The following is a 16,704-nucleotide window of genomic DNA, read 5'->3' as shown; positions in this document are numbered from 1 at the left end:
CCGCGTTGAGTGCGTAGGTGCCGATTGGCTTTGTGCACTTCCGGCGGATCACGCCGTACCGCATTCACTCGAATGAGCTTTATCCCTGAGGGGCGGATTCAGCGATGGCGAGGCCAGTGTTCCGCTGCTGGCGACGGGAATGGCGTTATGCCCCTCCGCAATCCGGGCGGCCCGCACGCTGCTCATCGCGTGCACATCCCCCAGTCCTTCTCCGGGCCCTTGCCGTCCGAGACTCCCAAGAGCGGAGTTAACTGGCACGGCGTCAAGTTCGGTGCCAGTACGCCGAGAACAGCAATATGTGCTCTTCGAGTGGAAGGTCCCGCGGTCGCCTTCGTCGAGCTTTGCTCCTTCGTGGAAGTGAGCAGCCCTGCCTGCTCTGACGGTCGGCCGACCTCCTAGACTGCCGTCGTCTCAAAGTCTGATCGGAGCACGACATGCGTCGCCTTATTCTCGCCCCCGTCCTCGTGGCAGTAGCCGCCCTCGCACTCACCGGGTGCGCGCAGGACTTTGGTCACGGCCCTGAAGGCCGGGTCACTGAAAAGACCAAGGACGGGAAGAAGTTCTACTTGGTCGTCGATCCCACGAAGGAGGGCAAGGAGCAGAAGTTCCGGGTCAGCAAGTACGACTACCACGACTGCAACCGGGGCTCGAAGTACCCCAAGTGTGTCGACGATTAGGACCTGTCCGGGCGATCACGTGCGGAGCCAGATGACGATGGCTGCGACGGTGACGGTGCCGGGAAAGACGTAGCCCCGCTTGTCGTAGCGGGTGGCGACTGCTCGTGCCTGCTTGAGTCGGTTGATCGTTCGCTCGACGGTGTTGCGTTTCTTGTACCGCTCTTCGTCGAAGCCTGGAGGCCGTCCGCCTCGTGACCCCTTCCGTAGGCGGGCGGCCTGGCTATCTGTCTTATCCGGAATGGTGTGCCGGATGCCTCGATGCCGCAGGTAATGGCGGCAGGGCCCGTTACTGTACGCCTTGTCGGCCGCGACACTCTCCGGCCTCTTGCGCGGCCTGCCGCGCCCGCGTCGTGGGACGCGAATCTTCTCCAGCACCGGTGCGAACTGAGTGCAGTCCGCCCGCTGCCCCGGCGTGACGACCAGGGACAGCGGACGGCAGCGTCCGTCCGCGCTCAGATGGACTTTCGTGGTGAAGCCACCGCGCGAGCGGCCCAGGCCCTCACCCGATGCGCCACCTCCACCAGGCGGCCGTACAGGTTCTGCCACGGCGTTTCGTCCTGGTGTTCTGCCGTTGTGGCCCCCTTTTGATGCGGGGCTGGTGGTGGGTCGGTGCGGGCGCCGGCAGCGTGGTGGCGCGCGCGCACGGTCGTGGAGTCCACGGAGGTGTCCCAGTCGATCTCACCCGCCGCATCGGCTGCGGCCTAGCTGCTGCAGCACGCGCTCCCATGTCCCGTTAGCCGACCACAGCCGGTGCCGTTCGTAGACCGTTTTCCACGGTCCGAAGCGTTCCGGCAGGTCACGCCACTGCACCCCATTCCGTACCCGATACAGGATGCCGTCGATCACCTGGCGGTGGTCCCGCCACCGGCCGCACCGGCCGTTGCTTACGGGCAGGAACGGCCGCAGCCGGTCCCACGCCTCGTCCGTCAAGTCCCCGCGAACGGTCATGCTGCGGAAAACGAGTTCTGCCGTCTGATCAGCACGGCCTACGCTTCATTGGTCGATGACACCGCATCTCCAACATAACGGGGGTATTGATGTGGAGGCGAACAGCGGCAGTGGCCTTGCATCGTGGGAACGGTTGCCTGGCTACGTCTTCCGGCCGTATCGCGGCCACGACGACCATGGCGCGATGGCCGGTGTGCGGCTGGGCTGTGCCCAGCGGGATCGGGCCGACGCCCGCTCGGTTGTGGAAGGAATCCCGACGGCAGCCGAGATCGCCGAATCCTGCGCCAAACTGGACGATCCATCCGAGAACCAGGTCCTGGTGGAGCACGACGGCGGCGTCGTCGGCTACTCGACGATCAGGTGGTGGCACGAGCGGGACGGGACATGGCTGTACCTGCACCGCGGCTATCTGCTGCCCGAGCACCGCGGCCAGGGCATCGGCTCGGCCATGCTCAGTTGGGCAGAAAGCCGTATCCGTCAGCTCGTGCAGCAGCATGGAACCGCGCAGACGGCCGTGATCGGCGCGAACGCCATGGCCTCCGAACAGGAGGCAACGGCGCTGCTGCTCGAAACGGGATACCGGCGTGTCTTCAGCCTGGTAGAGCTGGAGCTGTCCGATCTGCGACAGCTCTCCGACGGCAAGCCGTTGCCAGCCGGCATCCGAGTCGGTGCGGTCGATCCGAGCAGCTACCGCGCGGCATGGAAGACGGTCGTTGATTCGTATGCGGATGCCGCCTTCACCCAGAGGTGGACGTTCGAGAGCTTCCTCGCCACTGCCGACCCGACGTGCTGGCGGGCTGCCTGGGATGGGGAGATTATGGCCGGGGTCGCCTTGTGCTCCATCCGTCGGCACGACCCCGCTGTGGGCGAAGTCGAAGAACTGAGCGTCCGGGCAGAGTCAAGGCGTCTGGGACTTGGGCGGGCCCTGCTGCTGGACGGGCTGCGATGTCTTCGCGAGCACGGTGCGGAGACCGCCCGGTTGTACACCGGGACTGCGAATCCGCACCGGTCCTACGACCTCTACGAGAGCGTAGGATTCCGGTGCCAGAACGAGCACGTCCGCTACCGCAAGCCGATCGCTGTCTGATCCGACAGAGCCAGCTCGGCAGCACCTGACAGTGCGGATTGCAGAAGACTGAGCCCTGATTGATCGGCCGGACAGGTCCTAACCCACGCAGCTCTCCCTGCCCGGCCGTGTCCAGAAGTTCGAGGGGCACGGCCACCGCCACCCGCGCGCTCACCCACTCGTCCGCCGTCCGAGGACGAGCCCGAGGCGGCCAAGGCGGCGTACGCCCGGCCGGCCATCAGCAGTGGCCGGTCCGGGACCGTACCCCTCGCGGCGTTGACACCTCCCGCCGGGCGCGGACGAGTTGTTGCTCTGGTTGCCGGCAGCGTGGCCATCGGATTCCAGATGCGCCCCGGGCGAGACGGCGTTGACCGCTTCCGCCGCTCCCTCGCCGGGCTGAGAACCAGTGGGCGTCGGCCCAAGCCGCACAAGCGCGAGCGGGCCTCACAGGGGGCCTGAAGGAGCGGCGAAGGGTGAGTGATAGGTTCTCAACAAGCGTTTATTTTTTGCGAATCGGCCGTGAAGCCCGGGGCGAGGCCCACACCGTGGCGCCTGCACCGCATCGTGGAGAGCGAGCACCATGCGCATTCTCATCACTGCACAGGCAATCTATTCGCATCTCGCCCCCCTGGTGCTGCCAGTGGCGGAGAGGGCCCAACAGGCAGGGCATGAAGTGGCCGTCGCCACGGGAGCCGGTGTTGTCCAGCACATCGAGAATCGCGGACTTACCGCAGTGACGTTGCCCAACGTCCCAACGATGGCGGAAGCACTCGAGGACGGTAGGCTCCGGCCCCCGCCGGGCATGGAGAAGGCCGGTTCCGTGACCATCGAGCTGGCGCCGGAATTCTTCGCTTCGGCCTTCGTCGGGCTCCTCGCCGAGGCCGGCGCCCAGGACCTCCTCGAAGTGGCGAGGAGCTGGCAACCGGACCTGATCCTCCACGAGTCGACCGAGTACGGTGGCTATCTGGCGGCGGAATGCCTCGGCATCCCGCACGGCGCTCTGGACATCGCGCCGATGGCGCCCTATGCCCATCCCGTCGTGACGGAGGAACTCAACCGGCAGCGCGGGAAGCTCGGCCTGGCACCGGTCAGCGATCCCTGGCACACCTTCCGGACCTTCCGTGCCGGAGTCGTTCCGGAGGACTTCTATCCCACGGACAGCCGACTGCCCAGCGCCCGCTGCTACCAGCTCCCCGCCCAGGCGGTACAGGGTGCCCTCGACCCGGATATCGCCCAACTCTCCACGGACCGGCCGTTCGTCCTCGCCACCCTCGGCTCGAATGCCACCCGGCTTCCCGGCGGCGCGCAAGCTCTGCTGGAGACCATCATCGAGACGCTCGGAGAGCTGCCCGTCACCGGAGTAGTGGCCCTGGGGGCGGACCGCGACCCGGGCCAGTGGGACGGGCCGCGCCCCGACAACGTCCATCTGACGTCTTTCGTGCAGCAGGAACTGCTGCTCCGGTCCAGCGATCTGTTCCTTACCCATGCTGGATTCAACGGGACCCGGGAGGCGCTGGCAGCCGGAGTCCCCATGGTGGCTGTGCCGTTGTTCGCCGAGCAGTCCCACAATGCCGCCCGGCTGCAGCAGTTGGGCGTCGGGACCCGGATAGATGTCCAGGACGTCACCCGCACTTCGCTGGCCGAGGCGGTGCGCACCGTACTGGAGGACCGCTCCTACCGGTCCCGCGCCCAAGGACTGCAGCGCCGGTCCCACGCTCTGCCGGACCTCAACCGGCTGGTGGAGGACGCAGTGTCGCTGGCCACCTGAGCCGGACGGCTCTCCTGCGCACCCCACCCATGGTGACGGTACGCCCAACTGTTGCGTGTCACTCCGGCCGCTGGGACTCCACCGGTCGGAGTGCAGCGGCGGTGAGAGCCGGCCCCACCCTGAAACAGCATCGACTCCCCACCCCTGCGGACCCCTCCGATCTACCGTCTCCAAGTCCTCGGCGCCGCCCGGAGGTGCTTGTACCATCAGGACCGGCACCGGAAAGGAGGCCGACTTGACCTGCGCCGATGCAGTGACGAATGCGCCCGGACAGGCCGCCCGGCGGACGGTGGAGCCAGGAGGCCCGGCCGAGGACACAGCCCTTCCGGAGCGCAAAGGTGAGCGCACACGTCGGCGTATCCTGACGGCCGCACGGCGGAAGTTCGCGGAGGTCGGCTATGAACGTGCCACCATCCGCGCCATTGCGGCCGAAGCCGCCGTGGACAAGTCCTCCGTCATCCAGTATTTCGGCAGCAAGCAGGACCTGTTCCGCGAGGCCGTCCACTGGCAGATCCCCCACGACGAACTCACCACCAGCGACCCCGGCCAGACGGTGGAGAACCGCCTGCGCGGCATGCTGGACACCTGGGCGGCGGATCCGGACAGCCCCATGGCAGTGCTCCTGCGGACCAGCATGACGAGCGACGAAGCGGCAGAGCTGCTGCGTAGGCATCTCACCGTGGAAGTCACCGATCACATCGCTGCCACCATCCATACCCCCGACGCGCGACTGCGTGCCGCACTGTTCAGCGCGATCATGATGGGCCTCGCCGCCCAGCGCTATCTGCTGCACCTTCCCGACCTGGCCGAGGCGGACGTGGAGGACATCGTGCGGATCGCCACTCCGCTGCTCCGTGGCCTCATCGCTCCGGACGCGTAAGCACCTCCCTGGCCGAACCGGCCGTCGGCCCTGCGATGAGCCACGACCTTTCGTGACGAGTGGCCAGTTCAACTGGTGGTGTGATGCGCTTTGTTGGCGGCGCACGGGCAGGGGCGGCCAGCGGGATGACGGGAGAATGCTCGTGTGATATACACGCATAATTCCTTCGCAGCGTCCTTTCCGCTTCGGTGTCAACATGTTCGTTCCCGGTTCGCGACACGAGTGGAGCGCGAAGTGCCGCAGAGCCGAGGAACTCGGTTTCGATGTCGTCGGAGTGGCCGATCACCTGGGATTCTCCGCGCCGTTTCCAGCGATGGTGCTTGCGGCCGCAATGACCGAACGGGTTCGTCTGAGTACGTTCGTGTTGAACACACCGCTCTACAACCCCGTCCTTCTCGTGCGTGAAGTGGCGAGCACCGACCAATTCGTCGACGCGGGCGTATGGAACTCGGGCTCGGCGCAGGCTACGTGAAGGCCGAGTTCGACGCCGCGGAGATACCGTTCCCCAGCGGCGGAAGGCGGGTCGAACAGCTGGAACGGACGGTCACCACGTTGCGTTCTCTGTTTGAGGACACGGAATATCAGCCGCGTCCGGCCCAACCATCCGGGCCACCACTGCTGATCGGGGGCTGGGGCGACCGGCTGCTGCGGCTGGCCGCCGCGCACGCCGACATCATCGCCTTGACCGGAGGCTGGGCCGGCGCCACGGGTGAGGTACTCCATCTGGCCGGAGTCGCGCAGACGGAAGAACGGGTCGCCTACGTGCGCGGCCTACTCGGTGACCGTGCCGACGCCGTGGAGCTGAACATCATGGTGCAGCAGGTGATTCCGCCTGCCGAACGCGGCGTGGTTCCCGGCAGGTTCGAGCCGCTGCTGCCGCCCGATGCCGTGGACAGCCCCGAGGGGTTGCCTTCTGTTTGATCGGAACCCCAACGGAGATGGCGCAACAACTCAAGGAACGCCGCGAACGCTACGGCTTCAGCTACTTCACGGTGATGGAATACAACATGGAGAATTTCGCGCCGGTCATCGCCGCGCTCCGCTGAACTGCACACTTCGCCACAATGCCGCCGACGACGGAGGCTGTGACCGAAAGGGGTGACCCCGATGCGCATCGGCTCCGGAACCAGCAGTGGAGCGGACGGCGTGAAGGTCGCGCTCGCCGGCCAGGGCACCCCCCCGACCCTTGTGCTGCTACGCCACGGTGAGACGGCACTGACACCGCAGAAGCGGTTGTCCGGCAGCGGCGGCTCCGATCCGGTGTTGTCGGAGACCGGGCGGCGGCAGGCCGAGGGAATACATACCAGAACCAACTGGTCAACCCTTCACCTCGATTCGACCAAGCGCTCATGCAGCGCTGGCGGCTGTGTGGAACCCGTCCGGCAGGTCGATGCCGGTGACCGGGTCGGTGCACTCCAGTAGCGGGATCAGCACGTGCGGGCCGTGGTCCTCCAGGAAGCGGTGGCGGTAGGTCTGCCCGGCGGGGGTGCCGTCGGGGTGGGTGGTGAGCCGGGCCCGTACGGTGGCCGCGGGGGTTTCGGTTTCGGCTTCCCGGGCGCCCGCGTGGGGCAGCTGCACTTCGGCATCCAAGTGCAGGTTCACTGCCAGCGGTTCGCGACGTCACCGTGCTCGCGCATCCGTTCTGCCCGGCGACCTGCGGTGGCCTTTTTCCGCAGAGGCCGGGAGGCGCTTGTGCTCGGACATCAGGTCATGGATCGTGCGCAGCGTCGCGATGGTTCGGCGGCCAGCGGAGCTTGGTGCGCGCCAACACTCAGCAGTTGATCCAGGAGCATTGATCCGCCGACACACCAACGGAGGACCGAGACATGCGTTGAGCTGTGCGAACTGTGCTCGCGACCGTGGTCTCGGGGGCCGCTGCGGCTCCTCTCGCAGCCGCGCCGGCGAGTGCGGGCGGTCACGACCACCACGGCCAAGGCGACCTTACCGCCCGCCCCGAACCCTGTGATGGGAGCCGGTGGCAGGTAATTGCGTCGACATCGCCCTCAGCACACGGCAGGGTGGCCAGCTGTGACGAGTAGTGAGCTGTGGACCCGTACGACCGCCGACCGCTACGACGCCGAAGAGACCGAGATGTCCTCGGCCGCCGTTCTCGGACCGACTCTCGCCTTCCTGGCCGAACTCGCCGGAGACGGTCGGGCACTGGAGTTCGCCATCGGAACCGGACGAGTGGGCGTCCCGCTCCGGGAACGCGGCGTGCCGGTCGTGGGCATCGAACTGTCCAGGCACATGGCATCGGTCCTGCGACGCAAGGCCGATGAGGACACGCTCCCGGTAGTCACAGGGGACATGGCCACCGCCACCGTCCCCGGCGAGTTCTCCCTCGTCTATCTCGTCTACAACACCATCACGAACCTGCTCACGCAGGACGAGCAGGTCGAGTGCTTCCGCAACGCCGCACGTCATCTGGAGCCCGGCGGCCGATTCGTCATCGAGCTGGGCGTGCCGCCGCTGCGGTTCCTGCCGCCCGGCCAGGTCGCGGTGCCCTTCGACGTCTCTGAGCAGCATCTCGGCTTCGACACCTTCGACTTGGTCGAGCAGATTCTCGTCTCGCACCACTTCACCCGTGACGGCGACGACGGCCGCTACCGCCGGGACAGCTCCCGGCACCGGTACGCCTGGCCGGCGGAACTTGACCTGATGGCTCGGATCGCCGGGCTCGAACTGGAACGTCGCGTCGCGGACTGGGAGGGGGCACCATTCACCCAGGACTCCGCACAGCACATCTCCGTGTGGCGCAAGCCTGCCTGAGGAGCCCCTCTCGTTGTCCCGGCATCGGCCGGGCCGTTCACGAGCCACGGACCGGAATCCGCTGTGCTTCCCCGCGTCGTCCACCTTTCGTCCAGGCCGAAGGAGAGCGGCTTCATCTCGCAGACGTCGCTGGACGGGTCTTCACGTCCGTTGTCGCCCAGACCCGAAGACGGCCAAGCCCCGGACGGCACGTGGAGCCCGGTGCCTATAGCGGCCCTGTAGGAGAATGCCGCGGCCGCATCGACGCTCGGTGGCAGCACGCCAGACGCTCGCCAGGGTGCTCGCGCCGCAGACCGCTCTGGTTCAGCCCAGTGCGTTCATCAGGGCGGTGATATAGGCATCCAGCCGCTCCTCCACGGCTCGAGTGGTCAGCTCTGTCCTCCCTGCCTCCCGCCATGGCTGCGCCACTTGCTGCACTTCTTCTGAGCACGCCAGTCCGTCCCGCACCCGCCAGTACAGCCGTTCGCTCGCGGCCGCGGCCAACACCCCGCCAGCCTCTTCGTACGCCTCGGCGAACCGTAGACCCCACGCTGGGCCGTGCAGCACGCGAGGTTGGTGGAGCAGTGCGCCACATCGAGATCTGCCGGGCCCCAGGAGGCCGCTGCCCAGTCGACGACTCCCGTGATCCGGGTACCTGCCGGCCTTGGTGATGGCACGTCGAACAGCACGTTGCCGGGTTGGAAGTCCCGGTGCAGGAATCGCCCTTCATAGGGCGGCGCGGGTTTGCGGATGATGTTGATCGCTGCGGCCCATGCCGCCGTGTCGGCTCCCTTCGGCACTACGACGGTGTCCGCGGTCGTCAAAGCCCCATATTCTGGGGGCCGTTCGCCGGGCCGCAATGCGTGGATCGCCACGAGTTGACGGGCCAGCAGCGGGATGCGCGTCTCCAGTCCCTTATCCTTGATGATGGTCCGGTCCGCCAGGTGCGTCATCAGGAGTGAGGGGTACTCGCAATGCGCGGCGGTCGGGTCAACCGCGATCAGTCCAGGAGCCGGCACAGCGGTCCCTGCGAGCTGGGTCAGGGCGCCGGCCTCCCTGTTCAGCCGGTCCTCGGAGCGTTTCGGATAGATCGGGTCGGCGAAGGTCCGTAGCACCAGGTGACGGGTGCCTTCATCGCGTGTGCTGATGGTCAGCCTCCGCATTTCGGCAGTGATGCCGCCGTGCAGCGCGTCAGCTCTGACGATCCGTTCGCCGACCTCCAGGTGCCGGTTCGCCCAGGCCAGTGTCAACGGTCGGAGCGCCACCTCATCGTGGTTGTTCACCGGGCCACCCCAACATCCGAACGCAGCATGCGCAAAAGCTTTCCTCGGAGGCGATGACAACACTGCCCTGCTCTGCCTTGCTCTTCTCGCTGCTGCCGCAGGCACTGTTCAGGTTTTCCAGGTCCTCACAGCGAGCCGTGGCGGCAGCCTGGAAAGTCCCCGTTCAGCGGAATCCGGTAGCGATCGAGGCGAGCCGTCACGATGAGTCACTGAAGCAGGATCGGGGGCATTCGGTAGCCCGGTTCCTTCGGTCGCCGCGCTCCGGTCACGGTCCTTCCACCGGCCCCTGGACCCGGTCTGGTTCCGCTTCGGCCACGCACCGGGCAGACCCTCACCGAAGTCCTCGACAACCCCGAGGACAAGCGAGCCTTTCGACGCCGCCAGGGCAGCGCGGCCAACTCCGCGAACAGCAGCGCAAGCCGAAGAAGGAGCAGCAGCGCGAACGCGAGCGCGGGAAGACAGGGGAGTGCCGGGCGGCGGAGCAGGCAGCCGCCGAGGCGGGCAAGGAGCCCGACCCGGTCTGCAAGCAAGGCAACGGACCACCGAGGGACAACCCCTTCGAGCACGACCCGCTGGAAGAGGCCGCGCCGCCGACTGACGGAGCGCGATGCTCGGCCAGCCGCATTCAGCTGACCGAGTCCACCGGACGCATTGGCCCGGGGGACCCGGCGCCTGGTGCACGCAGACGAGCACATCCCGCCGCCAGGGGCGTCTCTTTGATGGGCTTACAGCCGCTCGGCCCACGGTCAAGAAGGGCCGTGCGCTGGCTGGCCATCGGCCAGTCCTTGCGGCGATGGCCGACCGGTCCGCGTCTTGTTCCTACTGCGTCTCTGTCTCTTCGCGCTGGTACAGCTCGGGCACGGAGACCTTGATCGGCTCTTGCGTGGTCCGAGCGATCACCACGACCGCGGGCTCGTTCGGGTCGGGATTCTCCTCGCGGTGCGGGACGAACGGGGGGACGAGGAAGAAGTCGCCCGGACCGGCGGCGAGCCGTACCTCCTGCATGCCGTCGTGGTAGACGAAGACGGGGTGACCGCTGACCACGTAGATCCCCGCCTCCGAATCGCCGTGATGGTGGTTGTCCGTGACGCTCAACGGCGGGTTCTCCACCAGGCCCATCCAGAGCCTCTTCGAGCCGACCGTGCCCCCGCTGATAGCGGCGTAGCCATCCAACTCGCCGGATCGGACGTGGTGGACGCGGTTGTTCAGCGGCGCGTTGTCACCAGCGCCCAACGCAGTCCCCACACCTTCATGCGTAGTCATCGTCGTGCAGCTCCCGTTCTCATGGCCTTGACCGGAACAGGCTGCGACTCCCGCGCCAGTACGACAACTATCGTTGCCGTTATGGCAAAGCGCACGCATCCGAACACGCACCCGGAGCAAGCGCTCGCCACCATTGCTTGCGTATTGGCGCCCTCGTTGTGGGCGTAGTTGTCCGCAGTGGCGTGGCACCTGTCGTGCCGTGAACGGCATCTATTGACCAGGGCAGACGACCGGCTGTGCCAGGTCTTCGAGCGCCTGGTCCAAGCGGGCCCCACCGAGCCGTTCCAGGAGTCACCCTTCAGACTGCGAGCAGCAGTTCGTGTCGAGTCTTCCGCCGGCTCCAGTCGTTCGGATATCACCGGCCATGCCTTGGCGCCGCGTGCCGCCTTCTTCAGCGACGTCGGGATGGGCGCAGGCGTCGGGCCTGAACCGGTCGGTGGCCGCCCGCCGGTGATCACCGGCCGCACCATGCCGGCGCCCCGGCCAACCGCCAGGGCGTTACGCCGCGTTGTGGTCGGCATCACGCGGCCGACGACGGTGGACATCAGAGTGTGCCTGGTTGTGGTGGTGAAGGAGTCGTGGTGGCTGGTGGTGCGGGTGTGTGGTGGTGTTTTGTCAGGTGCAGAGTGGTTGTTTCAGCAGTTCTGGTTTGAGGTCTCGCCAGTGGTTGGTGCGGCTGAGGGTGCAGATGTCTGCTGCGGCCCGGTTCACGTCGATGTCCCACAGTCGCGCTGATCCGTCTTGGCTTGCGGTGACGATGCTGCTGCTGTCGGGGCTGAACCCTACGTATTCCAGCCAGTCTTTGTGGCCGCTGAGGACGGCGGTGGTCCGTTGCTGTGTCACGTCCCACAGGCGGACGGTGTTGTCGAAGCCGGCGCTGGCCAGCTTGTGTCCGTCCGGGCTGAAGGCGAGCGACTGAATGCTGTAGGAGTGGCCTTCCAGGGTGCCTGCCGGCCGTCGGGAGGCCACGTCCCACAGGCGCACCGGGAGGTCTGCTCCGGCGGTGGCGAGGGTCTTGCCGTCCGGTGAGAACGCGACCGTGAACAGGGCGGCGGCACGGCCGGAGAAGCTGGCTACGGGATGCTGCCGGGCCACGTCCCACAGTCGTACCGTGCTGCGGGTGCCGTAGTCGCTGCCGTTGTATGTGGCGGCCAGTGTCCGGCCGTCGGGGGAGTAGGCGATGGCGGACAGTCCGCCGGTCTTTGCCCTGAGCACGCCCTTCGTCCGGTGGGTCGCGGTGTCCCACAGCCGCACCGTACGGTCGTCGGAAAGTGTGGCGAGTGTCTTCCCGTTCGGTGAGAAGGCCGCGCCGTCGAAGAGTTTCGTGTGCCCCGGGAACGTGGCCACCGCGTGTGCGGTGGTCACGTCCCAGAGCCGCACGGTGCCATCGGTCTCTACGGAGGCGAGCCTGCGTCCGCCCGGGGAGAACACCAGGTGCCAGGTGGGCTCGATGGAGCTGGCGAGGGTGCGCAGCGGTCGTGGGTTCTTGGCGGACCACAGGCGCAGTGTGCGGCCGGCGGTGGCGATCACCCGGCCGTCGGGGGAGATGGCCGCTGATCTGACCGCGTCATGGCGACCGCCGAGGGTGGCTGTGGTGCGGCGGGCTCGGGTGTCCCACAGCCGCACCCCTCCCTTGTCTGCGCCGTCGGGGATGATCAGGGTGCGGCTGTCCGGGGAGAAGGCAAGCGCCTGCGTCCCGCGGATGTGCGCGCCGATGACTGCAGCGCTGCGACGCGTCTCTACGTCCCAGATCCGTACCTGATCGGCTCCGCCGGTGGCCAAGGTGCGGCCGTCCGGCGAGATCGCCAGCGTCGTGGCACGAAGACCGGTGAGGGTGGCGGATGTGCGGCGAGCGCCGACGTCCCAGATCCGTACGGTGCGGTCGGCGCTCCCGCTGGCGAGAGTGCGTCCGTCAGGGGTGAAGGCAAGGGCGTTGACGGGGTCGGTGTGGCCGTGGAGGACGGCGGTGGTCCGCCGCGTGGCCACGTCCCACAGGCGGACGGTGTTGTCACCGCCGGCGCTGGCCAGCGTTCGGCCGTCGCGCGAGAAGGCCACGGCAACCACATAGGCGGAGTGGCCGGTCAGGTCGGCCCTTACCCGCCCGGACCGCGCATCCCACAGGCGGACGGCCGCGCCGGTGGCCGCGGCCACGGTGTGGCCGTCCCCGGAGACCGCCACCGAACTCACCCCGTTCGTAGGGCCCGAGAGGATCGCGGTGGTGCGCTGGGTGCGCAGATTCCACAGCCGCACGATCCGGTCGTCACCGCCGCTGGCCAGGGTGTGGCTGTCTCGGCTGAAGGCGAGCGAGGACACCCCGAGGGTGTGGCCGGTGAGTGTGCCGCGCAGCTGGTGGGTGCGCGCATCCCACAGTTTGATCGTGCGGTCCTGGCTCCCGGTGGCGATCGTGCGGCCGTCGGGCGAGTGGGCCACCGCGTTCACGAACCCGGTGTGCCCGGTGAACTGGTTGGCTCTGAAGGCGGCATCGGCACTGAGCAGGCTGCCTCTGGCCGCGGCGGTGTGCGCCCGCTGATAGCCCTTGAGCGCGGTGAGCGCCGCTGCCTCGGGCTGCTGCTCGCGCAATTCCCCGGACTGGGCGGCGTACTGGCGGGAGACCGCCACCTGGCGCTGCTGCTCGGCATCCGAGCGCTGCTGGAAGGCGATGCCCATGGCGAGCAGTGCGCATACCAGCAGGCCGGCCAGCGTCGCGGTCACCCACCGGTCCCGCCGTCCGCGCCGCTGGTCATGGCGGGTGGCGCTGCGCAGGAAGTCCTGCTCCAGCTCGTTGAGCGCAGTGCTGTGTTCACGGAACCACGTCCGGGCCGCGGCGAGCTGCACCCCTCGGTACAGCGCGCCGCTGTCCCGGCCGAGGGCGTCCCACGTCGTGGCGGCGGCGGTGAGGCGGCGGTGCGTACGCAGCCCCTCGCGGTCCTCCTCCAGCCAGCGGCGCAGCCGGGGCCAGGCCCGGATCACTGCTTCGTGGGCCACCTCCACCCTGCCGCGCGAGAGCACGACCAGCCGGGCGTCCGCCAGACTCCCCAGAACCGAGTCCACATCCGCCGGTGAGGCAAGTCCGTCAAGTTCGCTACGTGGTACGTGCCGGCGGGTGTCCTCGGTGCCGTCGCCGAGCGTGATGAGGCGCAGGAAGACGGCGCGCATCAGGGCCTGCCGGGCGGGAGACTCGGAGGCGTAGACCGCCTCGGCGGTCTGGGCCACGGCACCGCGCATACCGCCCGTGGCACGGTAGTCATCCAGGCGCACGACGGGCCCGCGGCCGCGGTGCCAGGTTTCCCGCAGGGCGTGGGCCACCAGCGGGAGGGCTCCGGGCTGGTCCGCGGCCTCGGCGACCACGGTAGCCACCAGCTCGGGAGCGACCGTGCTCCCTGCCCGTGCCGCGGGCTCGACGATGATCTCGCGCAGCTCGGCGCGGGAAGGCGGGCCCACCGGCAGCTGCACGCCTTCGCTCAGCGCCGCCCGCAGCCCCGGGTGGGCGAAGCACCGGCCGTAGAAGTCGTCCCGTACACCGATGACCAGTGCCAGCCGCGGCGACTGGGCCCCAGCGACCTCGGCCAGGACGGAGTGGAACACGGTGCGCTCCGCCTCATCGGCGCAGAGCGTGAAGACCTCCTCGAACTGGTCGACGACCAAGAGCACCCGCTCCTCTTCCGGCCGCCCCGACAGCCACGTGCTCAAAGCCAGCTCCACCCGCTCGGGCTCTTCGGCAAGGCCCTCCGCGGCCACGGCACCACCGGCCGCCTCCGGGGCCACGGCACCACCGGCCGCCTCCGGGGCCACGGCACCATCGGCCGCCTCCGGGGCCATGCCGCCGTCACCGGCCGCCTCCGGGGCCATGCCGCCGTCACCGGCCGCCTCCGGGGCCACGGCACCATCGGCCGCCTCCGGGGCCATGCCGCCGTCACCGGCCTGCCCGCCGATGACTCGGTTGACGGCGCGGGTCAGCGCGGCCAGAGGATGTTCGCCCGGAGAGAGCGTGACGGTGTGCCAGAGGGGGCCCAGCCCCGCCAGCAGCCCGGCCCGCAGCAGCGACGACTTGCCGCTGCCCGAGGCACCGAACACAGCCGTCAGCGGGTTTTGCTCCACACCGGCGGCCAGTTCCTTGACCAGCTCCGTGCGCCCGCAAAACACCTCCGCATCCCCCGCCCCAAAGGGCGCAAGCCCGGGGTACGGACACCCAGGGGCCGGCTCCGCGCCCCCGCACTCCCCGCTGGCCTGCAGGGCGGCCCGCCACCGCGCCTCCCACTCGGCGCGCTCGCCTCCACACGCTTGCGCAAAGGCAAGGAGCACCTCCAACGACGGCAGCCGGTCTCCCTTGGTCGCCGCGGCCAGCGTACTCACCGAGTAATGGGCCTTCTTCGCCAACGCCCGGTAGCTGGGGCCTCCCGCCTCCGCCCGTAAGCACCGCAGCTCCCACGCCAGCCGTTCCACCGGCCCCGCATCGGGGTCCACCGGGTTCTCCGGCCGCCCCACCCGCCCCCCGTCCGAGGCATTCCGCCCACCCCTGTCCGCCCTCACAAGCTCCCCCTTCGGCTCCTGGGCCCGGCCCGGCAACGACACCGTTGTCCGGGTTGTTTGTCGATCGCCACCTGCGCTTTCGGACAACTCCTTACCTCCCACAGAGTCGTTCATGCCGACGCCGGCCCGGCGACGGCACACGTGACAACCCAAGGACTGATCACATGAAGCGCAAGCTCACCTTCACCGCAGCCACTGCCGTCCTCAGCATGGGAAGCCTGGCCGGCGTGGCCGCCCCGGCCGCCACAGCCGCCCCCTCAGCGCCCGCCACTACCGCTGCTGTGCAGGCAGACGGGCCGGTGCACCAGTCCGACACGATGATCAAGAATGTCCAGGGCCGCAAGGTGGCGAAGGTGAAGTTCACCAAGGTGAACAACCGCATCGTGAAGGGGCGGGTCACGAAGCTGTCCAAGGACAAGACCTGCGCCCAGGCGCTGGTGAAGTGGTACAAGGGCGGCAAGCTCCGTGACACCGACCTGTCCAAGAAGGTGTGCCGCAAGGGCCAGACGAAGCACTTCTCCCTGCGCGCCGGCGACAAGCATCACTTCAAGGCCACCAGGGTGAAGGGGGGAATCAGGGTGTCCTGGTGAAGCTCACGGCACCTGCATAAGCGTGTGAAGAACGGGCCCGCCGCCGAAGCCAGGGCGGGCAGGGAAGGGCCGGGAACGGGGGTTCCGGCCCTTCACCGTTGGCGGGCGGCGGCCACACTCCCCTGCGCAGCCACATGGCCCAGCCGTGACCGGCTGCCGCCACCAGGTCGTTGCCACAGGACGCCGCGGCAGGAGAACGGCACCCGGCGAAACCCCTTCACCTCCGCTGACTTTGGGTCCGCGCGGCGCTGCAGCAAGGTGGCCGAACGCGGCGGATGAAGGGGCGCGGGGCATACCCATCAGGCGCGTGACACAGCGAGGACCGCCCTTGCATGGTCACCCAATGGCATCCTGCGCTCACGCACTGTTGGTAATGGCCTCTGGCCCTGCTCCGCCCCACTGGGCCAAACACGCCTCGCCGCCATACGCGCAGCCCCGTCGTACATCTACCGGATGAAGACGTCGGCGCGAACATGCTGACGCCGAGCCAAAGGAAGGAGTCCTGAAGAGCTCACGGACGTCTGCAGTTGCCGGTGTCATCACTCCGGTCGCCGGCTCCGGCGATGCGGCGGACAGCGCGAGCGCAGTGCCGGCCGTCAATCCCGCCGCCGCGCACTTGAACCCGCAGCCCCCGAACAACCGGGAGTACGACCCGGGTGAGCTCTGCATCTACTCCGACAAGGGCGGAGACCGTCATCACCCCTCGCTCAACGACGGCGCCCATGACCTCAAGGACGTCAACGCAGAACCCCCAACGGCAACGTCCACGCCGCGCACAACAGCAGCGACACGAACTGGTGCCGGTACCGTGATCCGGGCCACGAAAACCAGCTCACTGCCATCCCTCGGCAGTTCCACGGTGACATCTCTGATGACATCGCCCGCCAGGACAGCCCGTGACCGCCTGCCGACCACCAGCAGACATCGTCGCCGCGGTCGCACCGCCGCACA

The 16,704-nt window shown here is 68.3% G+C and carries 12 protein-coding genes and 3 pseudogenes; 10 read left to right on the top strand and 5 right to left on the bottom strand.

The window, feature by feature from the left end; genetic code table 11:
* The first annotated feature begins 434 nt into the window (after positions 1 to 434).
* Positions 435 to 677 (top strand): hypothetical protein, encoded by a 243-nt coding sequence (locus ACFW5B_RS02830; protein WP_386432188.1) that lies wholly within the window; start codon positions 435 to 437, stop codon positions 675 to 677.
* A gap of 15 nt (positions 678 to 692) precedes the next feature.
* On the opposite strand, the pseudogene ACFW5B_RS02825 reads toward ACFW5B_RS02830, so the two are convergent.
* A pseudogene (locus ACFW5B_RS02825) lies at positions 693 to 1,625 on the bottom strand (IS5 family transposase).
* Between the two features lie 55 nt (positions 1,626 to 1,680).
* Between ACFW5B_RS02825 and ACFW5B_RS02820 the strand changes: the two are divergent.
* The 7 genes and pseudogenes from ACFW5B_RS02820 to ACFW5B_RS02790 form a co-directional block, all read left to right on the top strand.
* The gene (locus ACFW5B_RS02820; RefSeq protein ID WP_386432186.1) at positions 1,681 to 2,712 is read left to right on the top strand and encodes a GNAT family N-acetyltransferase; all 1,032 of its coding nucleotides are present in this window, start codon (positions 1,681 to 1,683) and stop codon (positions 2,710 to 2,712) included.
* Positions 2,713 to 3,271: 559 nt separating this feature from the next.
* On the top strand, positions 3,272 to 4,459 hold the full coding sequence (locus ACFW5B_RS02815) for a glycosyltransferase (protein WP_386432183.1): 1,188 nt from the start codon (positions 3,272 to 3,274) through the stop codon (positions 4,457 to 4,459).
* A 235-nt stretch (positions 4,460 to 4,694) separates the two neighbouring features.
* Complete coding sequence (locus ACFW5B_RS02810; protein WP_386432181.1) at positions 4,695 to 5,339, top strand: TetR family transcriptional regulator; 645 nt, start codon at positions 4,695 to 4,697, stop codon at positions 5,337 to 5,339.
* Positions 5,340 to 5,535: 196 nt separating this feature from the next.
* Complete coding sequence (locus tag ACFW5B_RS02805; RefSeq protein ID WP_386432178.1) at positions 5,536 to 5,811, top strand: LLM class flavin-dependent oxidoreductase; 276 nt, start codon at positions 5,536 to 5,538, stop codon at positions 5,809 to 5,811.
* Complete coding sequence (locus ACFW5B_RS02800; protein ID WP_386432176.1) at positions 5,781 to 6,260, top strand: hypothetical protein; 480 nt, start codon at positions 5,781 to 5,783, stop codon at positions 6,258 to 6,260. Before ACFW5B_RS02805 ends, ACFW5B_RS02800 begins: the two co-directional genes overlap by 31 nt.
* Positions 6,257 to 6,385: a hypothetical protein gene (locus tag ACFW5B_RS02795; protein WP_386432173.1), complete on the top strand. Its 129-nt coding sequence runs from the start codon at positions 6,257 to 6,259 to the stop codon at positions 6,383 to 6,385. The genes ACFW5B_RS02800 and ACFW5B_RS02795 overlap by 4 nt, the downstream gene beginning before the upstream one ends.
* Before the next feature lie 109 nt (positions 6,386 to 6,494).
* Positions 6,495 to 6,638 (top strand): annotated as a pseudogene (locus tag ACFW5B_RS02790) (histidine phosphatase family protein); the annotation flags it as partial.
* A 48-nt stretch (positions 6,639 to 6,686) separates the two neighbouring features.
* Here the strand turns inward: ACFW5B_RS02790 and ACFW5B_RS02785 are convergent.
* Positions 6,687 to 6,947 carry a lantibiotic dehydratase gene (locus ACFW5B_RS02785; RefSeq protein WP_386432481.1) on the bottom strand — a complete coding sequence of 87 codons (261 nt, stop codon included), beginning with the start codon at positions 6,945 to 6,947 and terminating at the stop codon, positions 6,687 to 6,689.
* 420 nt (positions 6,948 to 7,367) lie between these two features.
* Between ACFW5B_RS02785 and ACFW5B_RS02780 the strand changes: the two genes are divergently transcribed.
* On the top strand, positions 7,368 to 8,108 hold the full coding sequence (locus ACFW5B_RS02780) for a class I SAM-dependent DNA methyltransferase (RefSeq protein ID WP_386432171.1): 741 nt from the start codon (positions 7,368 to 7,370) through the stop codon (positions 8,106 to 8,108).
* A 303-nt stretch (positions 8,109 to 8,411) separates the two neighbouring features.
* On the opposite strand, the pseudogene ACFW5B_RS02775 reads toward ACFW5B_RS02780, so the two are convergent.
* The 3 genes and pseudogenes from ACFW5B_RS02775 to ACFW5B_RS02765 all read right to left on the bottom strand — a co-directional run bounded on the left by ACFW5B_RS02775 (position 8,412) and on the right by ACFW5B_RS02765 (position 15,277).
* Positions 8,412 to 9,370: pseudogene (locus tag ACFW5B_RS02775) on the bottom strand (phosphotransferase family protein).
* A gap of 819 nt (positions 9,371 to 10,189) precedes the next feature.
* The gene (locus tag ACFW5B_RS02770; protein ID WP_386432168.1) at positions 10,190 to 10,633 is read right to left on the bottom strand and encodes a cupin domain-containing protein; all 444 of its coding nucleotides are present in this window, start codon (positions 10,631 to 10,633) and stop codon (positions 10,190 to 10,192) included.
* 615 nt (positions 10,634 to 11,248) lie between these two features.
* Positions 11,249 to 15,277 carry a hypothetical protein gene (locus ACFW5B_RS02765; protein WP_386432165.1) on the bottom strand — a complete coding sequence of 1,343 codons (4,029 nt, stop codon included), beginning with the start codon at positions 15,275 to 15,277 and terminating at the stop codon, positions 11,249 to 11,251.
* A gap of 50 nt (positions 15,278 to 15,327) precedes the next feature.
* Between ACFW5B_RS02765 and ACFW5B_RS02760 the strand changes: the two genes are divergently transcribed.
* Positions 15,328 to 15,753, top strand: coding sequence for a hypothetical protein (locus ACFW5B_RS02760; protein ID WP_386432162.1), 426 nt, complete (start codon positions 15,328 to 15,330; stop codon positions 15,751 to 15,753).
* Positions 15,754 to 16,704: the final 951 nt, after the last annotated feature.

It is taken from the genome of Streptomyces sp. NPDC058773 (genome assembly GCF_042746015.1).
Taxonomy (GTDB): Bacteria; Actinomycetota; Actinomycetes; order Streptomycetales; family Streptomycetaceae; genus Streptomyces.
This window is presented reverse-complemented; position numbering and strand designations above follow the sequence as displayed.